This is a genomic window from Bradyrhizobium ottawaense, assembly GCF_900099825.1.
GTDB lineage: Bacteria > Pseudomonadota > Alphaproteobacteria > Rhizobiales > Xanthobacteraceae > Bradyrhizobium > Bradyrhizobium ottawaense_A.
Genome location: NZ_LT629693.1, coordinates 3115686 through 3131186, shown reverse-complemented (window position 1 = coordinate 3131186; position 15501 = coordinate 3115686). Strand labels below are relative to the sequence as shown.

Below are 15501 nucleotides of genomic sequence, written 5' to 3'. Positions count from 1 at the left end.
GAGCTCGTTCTTCTCGATGCTCACTAGCCTGTTCCTCCGACCGTAATCCGTTCCATCCGCAGCGTCGGCTGGCCGACGCCCACCGGCACGCCCTGGCCGTTCTTGCCGCAGGTGCCGATTCCGGTATCGAGCGCAAGATCGTTGCCGATCATGGTTATTCTGTGCAGGTCGGTCGGCCCGTTGCCGATCAGCATCGCGCCCTTCAGGGGGGCGCCGAGCTTGCCGTTCTCGATCTTGTAGGCCTCGGTGCACTGGAACACATATTTGCCCGAGGTGATGTCGACCTGTCCGCCGCCAAAATTCGCGGCGTAGATGCCGTTCTTCACCGACGCCAGAATCTCCGCCGGGTCGCGCTGACCGGCCAGCATGTAGGTGTTGGTCATCCGCGGCATCGGCACATGGGCATAACTTTGACGTCGCCCGTTGCCGGTCGGCTTCATGTTCATCAGCCGCGCATTCTGGCGGTCCTGCATGTAGCCGACCAGAATGCCGTCCTCGATCAGGACCGTGCGGTTGGTCGGCGTGCCCTCGTCGTCGATCGACAAGGAGCCGCGCCGCGAGGCCATGGTGCCGTCGTCGACGACGGTGACGCCCTTGGCCGCGACCTGCTTGCCCATCAACCCTGCGAAAGCTGACGTCTGCTTGCGGTTGAAATCGCCTTCAAGCCCGTGGCCGACCGCCTCATGCAGCATCACGCCGGGCCAGCCGGCGCCCAGCACGACGTCCATCTCGCCGGCAGGCGCGGGGATCGATTCCAGATTGACCAGCGCCTCGCGGATCGCGCCGTCGGCGGCCTCGCGCCACGCCTTGGTTTCGATGAAGCGGGCATAGCCCTCACGGCCGCCATAGCCCTTGCTGCCGCTTTCCTGGCGGTCGCCCTGGCCGGCGACGACGGAAATATTGACCCGCACCAGCGGGCGGATGTCGCGATAGCTTTCGCCGTCGGGGCGGAGGATTTCCACCACCTGCCAGGTGGCGCCGAGGCTGATCGAGGCCTGCCGCACCCGCGGATCCTTGTCGCGCACGTAGGCGTCGATCTCGGCCAGCAGTTTCACCTTGGTCTCGAAGCCCGGCGCATCCAGCGGATTGTCGTCGCCATAGAGCCGCACATTGGTGTGGGCAGGCGCGGCCGCGAATTGCCCGCTGTAGCCGCCGCGCACGGCTGACACCGCGTCGGCGGCGCGGATCAGCGCCGGCAGCGACACGTCGGAGGAATGCGCATAGCCGACCGCATCGTCCTTGACCGCGCGCAAGCCGAACCCCTGCGAGGTGTCGTAGGTGGCCTGCTTCAGCCGGCCGTTGTCGAAGGCCAGGGCTTCGGTCTGGCCATATTCCAGGAACAGCTCGCCGTCGTCGGCGCCATCAAGCCCGCGCGCGATCTCGCGGCGGACGGAATCTCGGTCGAGGTTGGCGCGGTCGATCAGGGAGGTTGTGGCGAGATTGGTCATGAAGACTCCGGTGCGACTACAAAATCTCTGTCGTCCCTGCCTAGTGCGCAATTGCGCACGGGCGCAGGGACCCATAACCACAGACGCCAAAGTCTTAAGCACAGACTGGCGGCGCGCTCATCTCACAACACAGGCACCTGTGGTTATGGGTCCCGGCTCGCGCTTCGCTTGGCCGGGACGACGATGATTGGAAGATAGTCATGGCCGCAACAAAAGGGGAGACCCCCTCACGGCAGCTTGTCGTAGCCCTCGCCGAGCCCGTTCAGGCTGAGCGGAAAGCCGATGCCCTCTTCGGGGGTCTCGAAGATAATAAAGGTCGCGGTCTTGGCGGTGCGGAGCTGGCCGAGCAGCTTTTCGTCCATCACGACCTCGGCGACGCAGCCGTTGGGCAGGCAGCGGACGAAACCGGCGCGGCCGACGTCCTGGTTGTCGAGTTTCAGGCCGAGGCCGGAGGGTAGCAGCACGCCCAAGGGCGCCACCACCCGCATCAGCTTGCTCTTCTGGTCGGCGGTTTTCAGCACGATCACGGTGAGGCCGGCGTTGGAACGGTCTTCGGCTACCACGCTCTGGATCAGGGCGCATTGTTCCGCCTGCGCGCCCGGCGGGGTGTCGCAACGGATCTGCCAGTCGCCATGGACCGACCGCACCGCGCCCTGCGCACTCGCCGCCCCGGTCAGGCCGAGCAGGCATGCCGCGGCGAGCAGGCCGCGCAGCCAGAAGCGGCCAAAATCACGTCTCACCTGATGTGTCGAACGCCCCATCCGGGTCGATCCTCTGACGTTTGCCGGCACCTGCCGGAACTGTATTCCCGGCGGAAGCCGGGTGCACGCGCACCAAACTGGTTTGACCCGGACTGATACCGCAATGACGGCACCTTGAAGGCGGTTCTGGCACCGGGACAGCCGTCACGACAGGCGAATCAGGCATCCCGGGAGCGCCCCGCCTGTGCCTACATCCGGCAATCCGCCTGTCAAGCGTAGCCGGGCGCCATTCGGGCGGGGTTGGCCTGATTTAGCGGGAAAACCTGACATCCGGCGATTAGCCGGTGACGCATGGCTTGGCGTCTCACTACTGCATTGCGAGAGCCCTAGAATTATGGTTTGAGAGGCTTGATTTCGACGCGTTCTAACGATCTGGCCCGAGTACTGCCGCAACGACTGTTGCAGGTACTTTTGCAAGGTACTTTTGCAAGGCACCTTTGAAGGTGTACTTCTGAAGTACCTCCGGTTAGCCGTTTGTCAGGGCGGATCGTGCGGCATTTCCGGCTATCCGGCGGGAGTGCTTTGGGGATTTATTCAAGGGAGCGCGAGCGGCATGAAGATGTCGAAGGGCCAGATCGGCCGTCGGTTGCTGGGATTGGCGGTTGCAGGCATGGCGCTTGTCGCCGGTGGAACGGCATTCGCCGAATTGGGACAGCCTGCGCCGTGGGAATTCAAGCTGCAGGAAGCGGGTTCGCCGGTGATGGAAAACATCACCTGGTTCCATAACTTCCTGTTCGTGCTGATCACGGTCATCACGCTGTTCGTGCTCGCGCTGCTCATCATCGTCGTGGTGAAGTTCAACGCCAAGGCCAATCCGGTTCCCTCCAAGACCACGCACAACACGCTGATCGAAGTGGCGTGGACGCTGATTCCGGTGCTGATCCTTGTCGGCATCGCGGTGCCGTCGTTCCGCCTCCTGTTCCAGGAGCTCGACATTCCCAAGGCCGACCTGACCATCAAGGCCACCGGCAAGCAGTGGTACTGGAGCTACGCCTATCCCGATAACGGCAAGTTCGAGTTCGATTCGCTGCTGGCGCAGGACAAGCAGCCGCGCCTGCTCGGCGTCGACAACGAGATGGTGGTGCCGATCAACAAGGTGGTCCGGATCCAGACCACCGGCGCCGACGTGATCCACTCCTTCGCGGTGCCGGCCTTCGGCATCAAGATCGACTCGGTGCCCGGCCGTCTCAACGAGACCTGGTTCAAGGCCACCAAGCTCGGCATGTTCTACGGCCAGTGCTCGGAACTGTGCGGCAAGGATCACGCCTTCATGCCGATCGCGGTGCGGGTCGTGAACGACCAGGAATTTGCGGCCTGGACCGAGGCTGCGAAGAAGAAATTCGCGACCAATCCGGCGAACTCGTTCGCCTCGGCGGGCGCTGCCGCGCAGTAATCGCGCGGCGACGGGACAAGGGCGACGGGACCTGAAAGGTCCGACAAAGGGACTGCAAGGCAGGATTTGAACATGGCAACGAGCGCAGCGACACACGACGACCACGCCCATGACGATCACGAGCACGCCCATCCGACCGGATGGCGGCGCTTCGTCTATTCGACGAACCACAAGGACATCGGCACGATGTACCTGGTGTTCGCGATCATCGCGGGTGTCATTGGCGCGGCGATGTCGATCGCGATCCGCATCGAGCTGATGTATCCCGGCGTCCAGCTGTTCCACGAAACCCATACCTATAATGTGTTCGTGACCTCGCACGGCCTGATCATGATCTTCTTCATGGTGATGCCGGCGATGATCGGCGGTTTCGGCAACTGGATGGTGCCGCTGATGATCGGCGCGCCCGACATGGCGTTCCCGCGCATGAACAACATCTCGTTCTGGCTGCTGCCGGCGTCCTTTGCGCTGCTGCTGCTGTCGACCTTCGTCGAGGGTGAACCGGGCGCCAACGGCGTCGGTGCGGGCTGGACCATGTACGCGCCGCTGTCGACTTCCGGCCATCCGGGACCGGCGGTCGATTTCGCGATCCTGTCGCTGCATCTGGCCGGCGCCTCGTCGATCCTCGGCGCCATCAACTTCATCACCACGATCTTCAACATGCGCGCGCCGGGCATGACCCTGCACAAGATGCCGCTGTTCGTCTGGTCGATCCTGGTGACCGTGTTCCTGCTGTTGCTGTCGCTGCCGGTGCTCGCCGGCGCCATCACCATGCTGCTGACCGACCGCAATTTCGGCACCACCTTCTTCTCCGCCGACGGCGGCGGCGATCCGGTGCTGTTCCAGCATCTGTTCTGGTTCTTCGGCCACCCCGAAGTGTACATCCTGATCCTGCCGGCGTTCGGCATGGTCAGCCAGATCGTCTCCACCTTCTCGAAGAAGCCCGTGTTCGGCTATCTCGGCATGGCCTACGCCATGGTCGCGATCGGCGGCATCGGCTTCGTGGTGTGGGCGCACCACATGTACACCGTCGGCATGTCCTCGGCGACGCAGGCCTATTTCGTCGCCGCCACCATGGTGATCGCGGTGCCGACCGGCGTGAAGATCTTCTCCTGGATCGCCACGATGTGGGGCGGCTCGATCGAGTTCAAGACGCCGATGATCTGGGCGATCGGGTTCATCTTCCTGTTCACGCTCGGCGGCGTCACCGGCGTCGTGCTGGCCAATGCCGGCGTCGATCGCGTGCTGCAGGACACCTATTACGTCGTCGCGCACTTCCACTACGTGCTGTCGCTCGGCGCCGTGTTCGGCATCTTCGCCGGCTGGTACTACTGGTTCCCGAAGATGTTCGGCTACATGTACTCGGAGAGGATCGGCAAGCTGCACTTCTGGTTCACCTTCATCGGTGTGAACCTGGTGTTCTTCCCGCAGCATTTCCTCGGTCTCTCGGGCATGCCGCGCCGCTACGTCGACTATCCCGATGCCTTCGCCGGCTGGAACCTGGTGTCCTCGCTCGGCTCCTACATCTCGGGCTTCGGCGTGCTGATCTTCATCTATGGCGTGATCGATGCCTTCGTCCGCAAGGAGCAGGCGGCCAACAATCCGTGGGGCGCTGGCGCTAACACGCTGGAATGGACGCTGTCGTCGCCGCCGCCGTTCCATCAGTTCGAAGTGCTGCCGAAGGTGCAGTAACGCTTAATTCACGGCGCGCGCCCGTCGCGCGCCGTGGTCTTTGCAACCAAGCGAGATCGATCTTGTCGGTAGTCGACCACCACGCCATCGAGTTTCCGCGGATTTCCGAGGCGGAGGTCGGCGACTACCTCGCGCTCTTGAAGCCGCGGGTGATGTCGCTCGTGGTTTTCACCGCGCTGGTCGGCCTCGTGATCGCGCCCGGCCATTTCCATCCCGTGCTGGCCTTCACCTCGATCCTCTGCATCGCGGTCGGCGCCGGTGCCTCGGGCGCGATGAACATGGCCTATGAGAGCGACATCGACGCCCTGATGTCGCGTACCGCCAACCGGCCGATCCCGCGCGGACGCATCACCCCGCCGGAAGCGATGGCCTTCGGCATGGTTCTCGCGTTCTTCTCGGTGATGACGCTCGGCATCCTCGTCAACTGGGTGGCCGGCGCGCTGCTGGCGTTCACGATCTTCTTCTACGTCGTGATCTATACCATCTGGCTGAAGCGCTGGACCGCGCAGAACATCGTGATCGGCGGCGCCGCCGGCGCGCTGCCGCCGGTGGTGGCGTGGGCCGCGGCCACTGGTTCGCTGTCGATGGAGCCGGTGCTGCTGTTCCTGATCATCTTCTTCTGGACCCCGCCGCACTTCTGGGCACTGGCGCTGTTCCGCAACGACGACTATGCGCGCGCAGGCGTTCCGATGCTGCCGGTCGTCGCCGGATCCGATGCGACGCGGCTGCAGATCCTGCTCTATACCATCGTGCTGGTCGCGGTAGCGGTCGCGCCCTGGCCGCTCGGCTATTTCGACGCGATCTATGGCATCGCCTCGCTGGTGCTCGGCGCCGGCATGATGGCGCTCGCGATCAACGTCTACCGTCACCGCGAAGGCAAGGAAGCGGGCCGCGCGACGCGCCGGCTGTTCGCCTTCTCGATCGTTTATCTGTTCGCGCTGTTTGCGACGCTCCTGCTCGAGGTCGTCGTCCGCGCTGTCGCGCCTGCGATCAGCGCGGTCGCACCCGCGATCCGCGCCATCATGCCCGTGTTCGGGTAGGGGGCGAATGGCGAAGGCATGGATAAACCGCAGCCAGATGGAATCGTCCTCACCGAGGCGCAAAAGCGAAGCCGCCGTTCCCGCTCGATCGCCATCGCGCTCGCGCTCGGTGTGCTGGTCGTGCTGTTTTTCGCCGTCACCATGGTCAAGGGACCGGGTGTCCTAGTCAGGCCGATGTAACCAGATGGAAAACCTACCGACGATTCCACAGGATCCGACCGCAGGCCCGAAAAAGGCTTCGCGTCGCGGCCTGACGCGTGATGCGGTGGTGGCGTCGATCTGCGGTTTCGTCGTGGTGCTGATGCTCGGCGCCGCCTATGCCGCGGTTCCCTTCTACAACTGGTTCTGTCGCGCCACCGGCTTCAACGGCACCACCCAGGTCGCGACCTCGGCGCCGTCGGGCGCGCCGCTGGCGCGCAAGATCGCCGTGCGGTTCGATGCCAACGTCGCCCCGGGCCTGCCCTGGAAGTTCGAGCCCGAGCAGAACGAGGTCGAGGTCAAGATCGGTGAGGTCGTCACCATCTTCTATACCGTCACCAACCAGTCGGCGCGGACCACCGCAGGCCAGGCGGCCTACAATGTGGCGCCGCTGACGGTCGGGGCTTATTTCCAGAAGATCAACTGCTTCTGCTTCACCGAACAGACCATGGCGCCGGGCGAGAAGCGCGAGATGCCGGTGGTGTTCTACGTCGATCCGGCGCTGGCCGCGGATTCCGAAAACGACGACCTCAAGACCATCACGCTGTCCTACACCTTCTATGCCGTGCGCGATCCGGCGCCGAAGCCTTTGGCTGCGAGCGAACCGGACAAGCGCAAGGGAAACCTGTAACCGGAAACCTGTAGCCGCCGATTTCCGTATCTTGCGTGATTTCGGAGTTTGATTTTTGAGACGAAGACGTGCCGACGAACCCGGCACCGCTAACGGAGAGACCGCAATGTCCACGGCGCAAGTCAAGCACCACGACTACCACCTCGTCGATCCGAGCCCGTGGCCGGTGGTCGGCTCGATCTCGGCCTTCATCATGGCCGTCGGCGCCATCACCTGGATGCACCACATGTTCGCGGCCGCGCCGATCATCTTCGGTATCGGCACCATCGGCGTGCTCTACACCATGGCGAGTTGGTGGGGCGACGTGATCCGCGAAGCCCAGTACAAGGGCGACCACACCCGCGTGGTGCAGATCAGCCACCGCTACGGCATGATCCTGTTCATCGCCTCCGAAGTGATGTTCTTCGTCGCTTGGTTCTGGGCCTTCTTCAATTCCGCTTTGTTCCCCGCCGACGCGGTTCACGCCACCCGCGACGCCGTGTTCGGCTGCGGCGCCGGAACCGCGATGGGCGCCTGCAGCGTGCCGGGCACCTGGCCGCCGCACGGCATCGAGACCTTCGATCCCTGGCATCTGCCGCTGCTCAATACGCTCTTGCTGTTGACCTCGGGCACGACCGTCACCTGGGCGCACCACGCCCTGCTGGAAGGCGACCGCAAGGGCTTGAAGTACGGCCTGATCCTCACCGTCGTGCTCGGCGCCTGCTTCACCTGCGTGCAGGCCTATGAATATGCCCACGCCGCGTTCCACTTCTCCGGCAACATCTACGGCGCCACCTTCTTCATGGCGACCGGCTTCCACGGTTTCCACGTGCTGGTCGGCACCGTGTTCCTGCTGGTCTGCCTGATGCGCACCTATGCCGGTCACTTCACCCCGACCCAGCATCTCGGCTTCGAATTCGCCGCCTGGTACTGGCATTTCGTCGACGTGGTGTGGCTGTTCCTGTTCATCTGCATCTACGTCTGGTTCCGCGGCCCCGAAGGCCTCGCCCACGGCGCGCACTGATCGCAGCTTTAAGTGCTAGAAGGGGGCGGTCTTTGGGACCGCCCCTTTTTCATTTGTGAAGGCAAACCATGTCGGACGAGGCGGTACCCACCCTGACCCAGAGCGCGCTGCGCGGCATCGCCTGCCGCTGTCCGCGCTGCGGCAAGGGCAAGCTCTATGCGGGCTTCCTGCATCTGCGGCCGAGCTGCGAGACCTGCGGGCTCGATTACACCTTCATCGACACCGGCGACGGGCCGGCGATTTTCCTGATCATGCTGGCCGGCGCCATCGTGGTCACCGCCGCTTTGATCGTCGAGGTCAAGTACCAGCCGCCGTTCTGGGTTCACGCCGCGCTCTGGCTGCCGCTGATCCTCGTGACCACGCTGCTACCGATGCGCTCGATGAAATCGCTGCTGATCGCGCTGCAGTTTCACCACAAGGCCGCGCCCGGCCGCCTGATCGACCGCGAGCCGAAATGACCGGCGAGCTTGCACGACCGCGGGGCAGGGCCGGCTTTGCCATTTTCACGCTTGTCATGGTGGCGATCTGCGTCGGGCTCGGCCTCTGGCAGCTGCAGCGCAGGCTTGAGAAGCATGCGCTGATCGCAGCCCTCGACGAACGGCTCGCCGCCTCGCCCGAAGCGCTGCCGCAGCCGTCGCAATGGCCCGCGCTGACACCGGCGCGGGACGAATTCCGCCGCGTCAGCTTCACGGCCACCTATGCGCGGTTGCCGGATGCGATGGTCTACTCGTCCGGCTCCGCCGTCCGCGACGATGTCTCCGGTCCCGGCACCTGGGCGTTTCTGCCGGCGCAACTGGCCGGCGGCGAGACGGTCGTGGTCAATACCGGCTTCGTGCAGAACACGATGCAGGATCGCGCCCAGGAGGATCGCGCGGCGGGCCGGCTCGTCACCGGCAAGCCCATGAAACTCGCAGGATATCTCCGCTTTCCCGAGGCCGCGGGCGCACTAACGCCGCGCCAGGACACCGTCAAGCGGCTGTGGTTCACCCGGGATCATCTGGCGATGGCGCGCGCGCTTGGCTGGAATGCGGACGGCCACACCGTGGCGCCGTTCTATATCGATCTGGAAGGCCCGGCGCCCGAGAGCGGCATTCCAAAGCCCGGCGCGCTCTCGGTCCATCTCAAGGACGACCATCTGCAATATGCCGTCACCTGGTTCGGGCTGGCGGTCGTGATGGCGATCGCGTTTGCGGTGTGGTGGCGCGCACAGCGGCGGGCGGCGTAAGCGCTGCGCAGGCCAGGTTAGGCGAAGCCGTAACCCGAAGCCTACGATTGAACCCAATCCCGTCGGCTGCCGTCCAAGGGGCAGCCAAGGGAGCCCCTTATGAAGTATGCGCTTGCCGTGTTGATGCTTTTGCTTCCGGGTATCGCCTGCGCGGAAGAAACGCTGACCGAGAAGTGCACGTCCGACGCAGCCTCCTCCTACCGCAGCGACGGCGACCGCGAACTCTTTGTCTATGACATCGAGAACACCTGCGACTATCGCCTCCGCTGCGAACTCAACATCGCCCTCCTCAATGCGTTCGGCTTGAAGGTGGACCACAAGATACTGACGATCGAGCCGAAGTCTCACGGCAGCCTGGTGCTGTGGGTCAAGTCGGCCGGCGGCATGAGCACGCGCAGGCATACGTGCAAACAGACATAGCGCGCTGTCTCCTGCTTGCCGCAATGCTGCGGCGGCGGATCGGGCAGGATGGTCTGGATCTTCGGCTGTCTTGCGGAAAAGATCCGCGAGCGGATACGAGAACTCAACGCGCCGTTTTATCAGCGGTAGCGCAGCGCTTCGGCCAGCACGGCAAAAGCCGGCGCGGGCTGCCGGCGGCTTGGGTAGTAGAGGTGGTAACCCGAAAACGGCGGACACCAGTCGGCGAGCACGCGGATAAGGCGTCCCTCGGCAATGGGTGCCCGCACCTGGTCCTCCGGCAGATAGGCGAGGCCAAGGCCGGCGAGCACCGCATTCAATCGCAGCGCGGTGTTGTTGAAGACAAGCTGGCCCTCGACCCGGACCTTGAGTGCCCGCCCGCGCTTCTCGAATTCCCAGGCATAGATCCCGCCATAGGTCGGCAGCCGAATGTTGATGCAGTTGTGCGCGGTCAGGTCCTGCGGCTTGTTGGGGATGGCGTGTTTGGCGAAGTAGCCGGGCGCGCCGACCACCGCCATCCGGAAATCCGGGCCGATGCGCACCGCGATCATGTCCTTGGCGACCTGCTCGCCGAGACGGACGCCGGCGTCGTAACGCTCGGCGACGATGTCGGTCAAGCCGTAATCGATGGTCAGCTCGACCTTGATGTCGGGATAGCGCGGCAGCAGTTTTGCCAAAGCAGGCCACAGGATCGCTTCCGCCGAATGTTCGCCCGCGGTGATGCGGACGGTGCCGGCGGGCTTTTCGCGCAGCTCGGTCAGTGCGGACAGTTCGGCGTCGATCTCTTCCAGCCGCGGCCCCACATTGCGCAGCAGGCGCTCTCCCGCTTCGGTCGTTGCCACGCTGCGCGTGGTTCGGGTCAATAGCCGCAGGCCGAGCCGCTCTTCGAGCCCGCGGATGGTGTGGCTGAGCGCGGATTGCGACACCCCGAGCTGCTCCGCCGCCCGGGTAAAGCTGCGCTCCTTTGCTACAGCAAGGAAGGCGAGGAGGTCATTGACGGAAGCGCGCGTCATTCATGAATCCATCTCATAAGTTCATGCTGATTATACCACCTAATCCGCTGCCATAGCGCTCCCTAAATCATCGGCACGGGCAGCCGCAGCGGCTGCCGACCAGGAGAGCCGATCATGGAAATCAAGCGAAGCGGCTCACGGCCGTCCGGAAAGGGACCGGCCGCCTATTTCACCGGCGCTGTCCGCATCGATCCCTTGTTCGATGCGCCTGATCCGGCGCGGGCGCGGGGTGCCAGCGTCACCTTCGAGCCGGGCGCCCGCACCGCCTGGCACACCCATCCGCTCGGTCAGACCTTGGTCGTGATGTCAGGCGCCGGCTGGGTACAGCGCTGGGGCGGACCGGTCGAGCAAATCCGGCCCGGCGACGTCGTGTGGTTCGAGCCGGGCGAAAAGCACTGGCATGGCGCCATGCCGGCGACGGCCATGACCCATATCGCCATTCAGGAGGCGCTGAACGGCAGCCCCGTCGACTGGATGGAACAGGTCCCTGACGAACAATACCGGGCCTGACGGCCTCACGAACTTTTTGGAGAATAGACGATGCAAAAGCGCAAACTTGGAAACAGCAATCTGGAAGTCTCAAGCCTCGGCCTCGGCTGCATGGGGTTGAGCTTCGGTTACGGTCCGGCGGTCGAGCAGCAGCAGGGCATCGCGCTGATCCGCTCAGCCGTCGAGCGCGGCGTCACGCTGTTTGACACCGCCGAGGTCTACGGCCCCTTCACCAACGAGGAGCTGGTCGGCGAGGCGCTGGCGCCGTTCCGCGCGCAGGTCGTCATCGCGACCAAGTTCGGATTCGATATCGATCCGGCGACCGGCGCTCAACGCGGCCTCAACAGCCGGCCGGAGCATATCAAGGAGGTCGCCGAAGCCTCGCTCAAGCGGCTCAGGACCGATGTCATCGACCTGTTCTATCAGCATCGCGTCGATCCGAACGTGCCGATCGAAGACGTCGCCGGCGCGGTGAAGGATCTGATCGCCGCGGGCAAGGTCAGGCATTTCGGCCTGTCGGAGGCCGGCGTGCAGACGATCCGCCGGGCGCATGCGGTGCAGCCGGTCACCGCGCTGCAGAGCGAGTATTCGCTGTGGTGGCGCGAGCCCGAGCAGGAAGTGCTGCCGGTGCTGGACGAATTGGGAATCGGCCTCATTCCCTATAGCCCCCTGGGCAAGGGCTTTCTCACTGGCGCGATCACCGAAAGTACGACATTCGACAAGTCGGATTTCCGCAACGTCGTGCCGCGCTTTGCGCCGGAAGCGCGCAAGGCGAACCAGGCCCTGGTCGACCTGCTCGGCAAGATCGCGGCCCGCAAAAAGGTGACGCCGGCACAGATCGCGCTCGCCTGGCTGTTGGCGCAAAAGCCGTGGATCGTTCCGATCCCCGGCACCACCAAGCTGCATCGTCTCGAGGAAAATGTCGGCGCGGTCGATGTCGAACTGACGTCGGGGGATCTCGGCGAGATCGGTAGTGTTCTCTCCGCGGTCGCGGTCCAGGGCGCCAGATACCCCGAACATCTGCAGCAGCTGGTCGGCCGCTGATATCAGGCGAAAGGGCCGCAGCATTGCGGCGGCCCTTTTCCGCTGTTTCGCCCTCGCTCTTTGGGAGCGGGGGTGCGCCATCGCCCGATGTGGAACTTCCGTCGAGGAAAGCTGTTGGTGGTTTCTCAGTGAACCCGGACTAACGCGCTGCTCATGTTGATTCACGGCCAAAGTTGTGAAGATCGTCGATCCCAGCCATCATCGTTTCTATCGAGAGTGGACTAGCTGCATTTGCCAAATGATTTCGACCAGATTGCCGTCGTCGTGGATTGGCTCGACGCATGCCGGCGGCGCGATCTCGATGCGCTGCTGGATCTCTACGCGCCGGAAGCGAGCCTCGAATGCCAGTGCGATGGCGCCATGGTGAGCGAGGGCCGGGCACGCCTGGCATCCTATTGGGGACCGCGGCTCGACGGCTTTGCTCCCAACGCTTTCGGGCTGGAGGAAATCCAGCCGACGCCGGACGGGGTTCGACTTGACTACGTGAGCCACGACGGCCTGCCGGTGCGCATGGTGTTCAGCTTCACGGCCGACGGAAAAGTTTTGCGGACGTATTGCGCGCCTGTCGCGCAGCCGCTCCGAAAAGATATCCCTAGCGTTCAGGGTACGGCCGGATAACGAACCGGTTGCCGCTCCAGAGTTCGATGGTTCGCTCCAGCAGAAACGTGCTGGCCTCCGCGACCGCCTCCTCGTCGTTCTCGCAGACCAGCGCTGTTGCGCGGACGATATGGCCATCGCTTCCAATCACATAGGCGCGGTACTCGGTCATGGACTCTCTACGCCGTGCAACAAATTTCGAGAAAGATCGTCCGGCAATTTTTGCCACTTTATCCCGATCTTGATCGGGAACAAGTGGCAATTCGATCGGTTATTTCTCCGTACATCAACAGAGGAGAGAGACATGCCATTATTGCTGATCTGGGCTGTGCCTGCGGTGATCGTGATTGGTGGGGCCGGCTATTGGCTCGTTCACCTGCATTGAGGCTTGCCTGTGGGAAGCCTGACCTGACGCTCTCGAGTCAGGCTTCCCGTGGGGCTGGAATCTCGGACGAGATTGCCGGAAGCCGGCAACGAACCAGGCTCCGTCCGTTTTCCCGCAGCAATTCAAACGTTCCGCTCAGCGCGCGAACGCGCTCCTGCATCCCGGTCAATCCCCGGCCGAATACCTGACCGGCGGCAAAGCCTATTCCATCGTCCGATATCTCGACGGTCAATTCGCGATCCTGCCGGGTTGCCGTAACCTGCACCGAACGCGCGTTGGCGTGGCGCAGCACATTCGTTACCGCTTCCTGGATCACGCGATAGACCGTCTGCGACAGCAAACCGTCGATCGCGTTCAATCCGGGATCGATGCGCGCGGACAGCTGGAGGTCAGGCGCCTGCGCCCGGGCGTTGTGCAGCAGCGTGTGGATGCTGCGCTCGAGCCCGAGCTCCTGGATGTAGAGCGGCCGCAACCGGTCGAGGATGCGGCGATTGGCGTATTGCAACGCTTCGACCGATTGCAGAATGCCCTGCGCGGAAGCTTCCGGCCCCGCTCTGTCCGGCGGCAGGCTTTCCATCAGGGCTACGGTGTTTGCCCGAATTCCGAACAGCAGCGGGCCGAGTTCGTCGTGCAAGTCCCGTGCGATGTCCTGGCGCTCGTCGTCCTGCAGCGACACGATCTTGCGCAGCAGGCTGCGATTGTCCTGGCTCAATTTTCTGAGCGTTTTGGCAAGTTCGTTGGCCTCCTCCGAGCTGCGCCGAATTTCGGGAGGGCCGGACGACGGAATCAGCCTTGCGTAGTCGCCGGACCGCATGCGGGTCAGGCCTTCGCCGAGGTTCTGCAGGGGGCCGACCGCGGCACCCGTGATGAAATAGGCGATGCTGCCCGTCAGCAGCATCAACGCAATCCCGGACGAGAGCAGGGCAAGAAAGCCGATCCACTTCTCATACAAGTCGGCGGAGATGTCGGGCGCGAACATGATTTCGCCGATCTGCTTGCCCTTGATCGTTACCGGGAACGACGCGCTGACGTCAGGCATGGCCATGATATCGATGAACCAGTGCGGTACGCGCCCGAGCGGGGTACGGATATCGACCGGCCCGGCCGACAACGGCGTTCCCGCGCGCCTGAACCGGATGGCTTCGGATGTTCCGAGCGCCTGCACGAACGCATCGAGGGTCTGCTCAGGATTGGCCGACATCCGCAGCGCGCTGTCGAGCGCTTCCGCGACCGCCTTGGCCGAACGTTGCGCCGGCTCGTTTTCGTCCATCAATTGGGCCGGCGCAAACAGCTGCAGCGCCAGACCGCCCAGCAGCAGTGCGGCGAGGAACATCGCGCCGAGCGGCAGCAGCAGGCGCATGCGAAGCGAAAGGTTTTTCCACATTCGGACTATTCTAACCCCGTTGCCGAGTTTTCCCTTTTCAATCTGAGCGTAAAACCTGTCTACTCGGAAAGAGACTTGATGATGCAAAATTTTGTCAAATCGACCACGCGAGTATTGATCGTCGACGACCATCCGGTGGTCCTGTCGGGCTGCCGCTCGCTGTTTGCATCCGATGCTTCGGTAAAGATCGACGAGGCTGCGGACGCGAAATCCGGGCATCGGGCATTTACCGCCAGGAAGCCCGACGTTACCGTCATCGATATCAAGCTGCCTGATGTCTCGGGTTTCGAACTGATGCGGCGAATCCGCAAGGACGACCCCGACGCCAAGATTATCATGTTCAGCATGAACGACGATCCGGCTTTCGTGGTTCGCGCGATCGAGATGGGCGCGCAGGGCTACGTTTCCAAAGGTGACGATCCCCGGGTGCTGGTGAAAGCGGTTCGCAAGGTTGCGGCCGGAGAAAACTTCATTTCGCCGCAACTGGCGGAAGCCGTGACCTTCTCCAGCGCCGCCATCAAGGCCAATCCGGCAACCCAGATGAGCGCCCGCGAGCTGGAAATCCTGAGACTGCTTGGCCGCGGCGACAAGATCGTCGAAGTCGCCGATGCCCTCGGCATCTCCTACAAGACGGTCGCCAACACGACCTCGCTGCTCAAGCAGAAGCTCGGGGCCAAGAACCACTCCGACCTGATACGGATCGCGGTCGAGATGGGCCTGGGCTGACCATCGACACTAGCCATAAGAAATTGACCGGTCGCGCTGGGCGCGACCGATCATC

18 protein-coding genes are annotated in these 15501 nt (G+C 63.6%); 13 read left to right on the top strand and 5 right to left on the bottom strand.

The genetic code is table 11. The features are described from left to right. Positions 1 to 23: 23 nt before the first annotated feature. Positions 24 to 1448 carry a metalloprotease TldD gene (gene tldD, locus BLR13_RS14685; protein ID WP_074822750.1) on the bottom strand — a complete coding sequence of 475 codons (1425 nt, stop codon included), beginning with the start codon at positions 1446 to 1448 and terminating at the stop codon, positions 24 to 26. Positions 1449 to 1675: 227 nt separating this feature from the next. After that, positions 1676 to 2209 carry an invasion associated locus B family protein gene (locus tag BLR13_RS14680; protein ID WP_074822752.1) on the bottom strand — a complete coding sequence of 178 codons (534 nt, stop codon included), beginning with the start codon at positions 2207 to 2209 and terminating at the stop codon, positions 1676 to 1678. Between the two features lie 553 nt (positions 2210 to 2762). On the opposite strand from BLR13_RS14680, the gene coxB reads away from it, so the two are divergent. From coxB to BLR13_RS14635, 9 genes are all read left to right on the top strand, one after another. Next, the gene (gene coxB, locus BLR13_RS14675) at positions 2763 to 3602 is read left to right on the top strand and encodes a cytochrome c oxidase subunit II (protein ID WP_074822754.1); all 840 of its coding nucleotides are present in this window, start codon (positions 2763 to 2765) and stop codon (positions 3600 to 3602) included. Positions 3603 to 3674: 72 nt separating this feature from the next. Then, positions 3675 to 5294, top strand: coding sequence for a cytochrome c oxidase subunit I (gene ctaD, locus BLR13_RS14670; protein WP_074822755.1), 1620 nt, complete (start codon positions 3675 to 3677; stop codon positions 5292 to 5294). A gap of 62 nt (positions 5295 to 5356) precedes the next feature. Further along, positions 5357 to 6334 carry a heme o synthase gene (locus BLR13_RS14665; protein ID WP_074822758.1) on the top strand — a complete coding sequence of 326 codons (978 nt, stop codon included), beginning with the start codon at positions 5357 to 5359 and terminating at the stop codon, positions 6332 to 6334. A gap of 18 nt (positions 6335 to 6352) precedes the next feature. Further along, complete coding sequence (locus BLR13_RS14660) at positions 6353 to 6514, top strand: CoxF protein (RefSeq protein WP_074822760.1); 162 nt, start codon at positions 6353 to 6355, stop codon at positions 6512 to 6514. 4 nt (positions 6515 to 6518) lie between these two features. Further along, entirely contained in the window at positions 6519 to 7163 is a 645-nt protein-coding gene (locus BLR13_RS14655; protein WP_074822762.1) for a cytochrome c oxidase assembly protein, read from the top strand. 106 nt (positions 7164 to 7269) lie between these two features. Further along, positions 7270 to 8166, top strand: coding sequence for a cytochrome c oxidase subunit 3 (locus BLR13_RS14650; RefSeq protein ID WP_074822765.1), 897 nt, complete (start codon positions 7270 to 7272; stop codon positions 8164 to 8166). 68 nt (positions 8167 to 8234) lie between these two features. Beyond that, the gene (locus tag BLR13_RS14645; RefSeq protein ID WP_074822768.1) at positions 8235 to 8624 is read left to right on the top strand and encodes a DUF983 domain-containing protein; all 390 of its coding nucleotides are present in this window, start codon (positions 8235 to 8237) and stop codon (positions 8622 to 8624) included. Beyond that, positions 8621 to 9391, top strand: a complete 771-nt coding sequence (locus tag BLR13_RS14640; RefSeq protein ID WP_074822770.1) for an SURF1 family protein — start codon at positions 8621 to 8623, stop codon at positions 9389 to 9391. Before BLR13_RS14645 ends, BLR13_RS14640 begins: the two co-directional genes overlap by 4 nt. Before the next feature lie 99 nt (positions 9392 to 9490). Then, positions 9491 to 9811, top strand: a complete 321-nt coding sequence (locus BLR13_RS14635; protein ID WP_074822772.1) for a hypothetical protein — start codon at positions 9491 to 9493, stop codon at positions 9809 to 9811. A 119-nt stretch (positions 9812 to 9930) separates the two neighbouring features. Here BLR13_RS14635 and BLR13_RS14630 read toward each other — a convergent pair whose 3' ends face one another. Beyond that, a complete protein-coding gene (locus BLR13_RS14630) occupies positions 9931 to 10821 on the bottom strand; it encodes a LysR family transcriptional regulator (RefSeq protein ID WP_074822774.1) in 891 nt (296 codons plus the stop codon). A 114-nt stretch (positions 10822 to 10935) separates the two neighbouring features. Between BLR13_RS14630 and BLR13_RS14625 the strand changes: the two genes are divergently transcribed. The 3 genes from BLR13_RS14625 to BLR13_RS14615 all read left to right on the top strand — a co-directional run bounded on the left by BLR13_RS14625 (position 10936) and on the right by BLR13_RS14615 (position 12972). Further along, positions 10936 to 11331: a (R)-mandelonitrile lyase gene (locus BLR13_RS14625; RefSeq protein ID WP_074822777.1), complete on the top strand. Its 396-nt coding sequence runs from the start codon at positions 10936 to 10938 to the stop codon at positions 11329 to 11331. A gap of 30 nt (positions 11332 to 11361) precedes the next feature. After that, the gene (locus tag BLR13_RS14620; protein WP_074822780.1) at positions 11362 to 12354 is read left to right on the top strand and encodes an aldo/keto reductase; all 993 of its coding nucleotides are present in this window, start codon (positions 11362 to 11364) and stop codon (positions 12352 to 12354) included. A gap of 231 nt (positions 12355 to 12585) precedes the next feature. Continuing rightward, positions 12586 to 12972, top strand: coding sequence for a nuclear transport factor 2 family protein (locus tag BLR13_RS14615; RefSeq protein WP_074822783.1), 387 nt, complete (start codon positions 12586 to 12588; stop codon positions 12970 to 12972). Here BLR13_RS14615 and BLR13_RS40145 read toward each other — a convergent pair. Next, on the bottom strand, positions 12947 to 13123 hold the full coding sequence (locus BLR13_RS40145) for a hypothetical protein (protein WP_154070823.1): 177 nt from the start codon (positions 13121 to 13123) through the stop codon (positions 12947 to 12949). The two genes, BLR13_RS14615 and BLR13_RS40145, sit on opposite strands and share 26 nt — an antisense overlap. Positions 13124 to 13373: 250 nt before the next feature. Then, positions 13374 to 14720: a histidine kinase gene (locus tag BLR13_RS14610; RefSeq protein ID WP_074822786.1), complete on the bottom strand. Its 1347-nt coding sequence runs from the start codon at positions 14718 to 14720 to the stop codon at positions 13374 to 13376. Positions 14721 to 14801: 81 nt separating this feature from the next. Between BLR13_RS14610 and BLR13_RS14605 the strand changes: the two genes are divergently transcribed. Then, the gene (locus tag BLR13_RS14605) at positions 14802 to 15446 is read left to right on the top strand and encodes a response regulator transcription factor (protein WP_074831513.1); all 645 of its coding nucleotides are present in this window, start codon (positions 14802 to 14804) and stop codon (positions 15444 to 15446) included. The last annotated feature ends 55 nt before the right edge of the window (positions 15447 to 15501 follow it).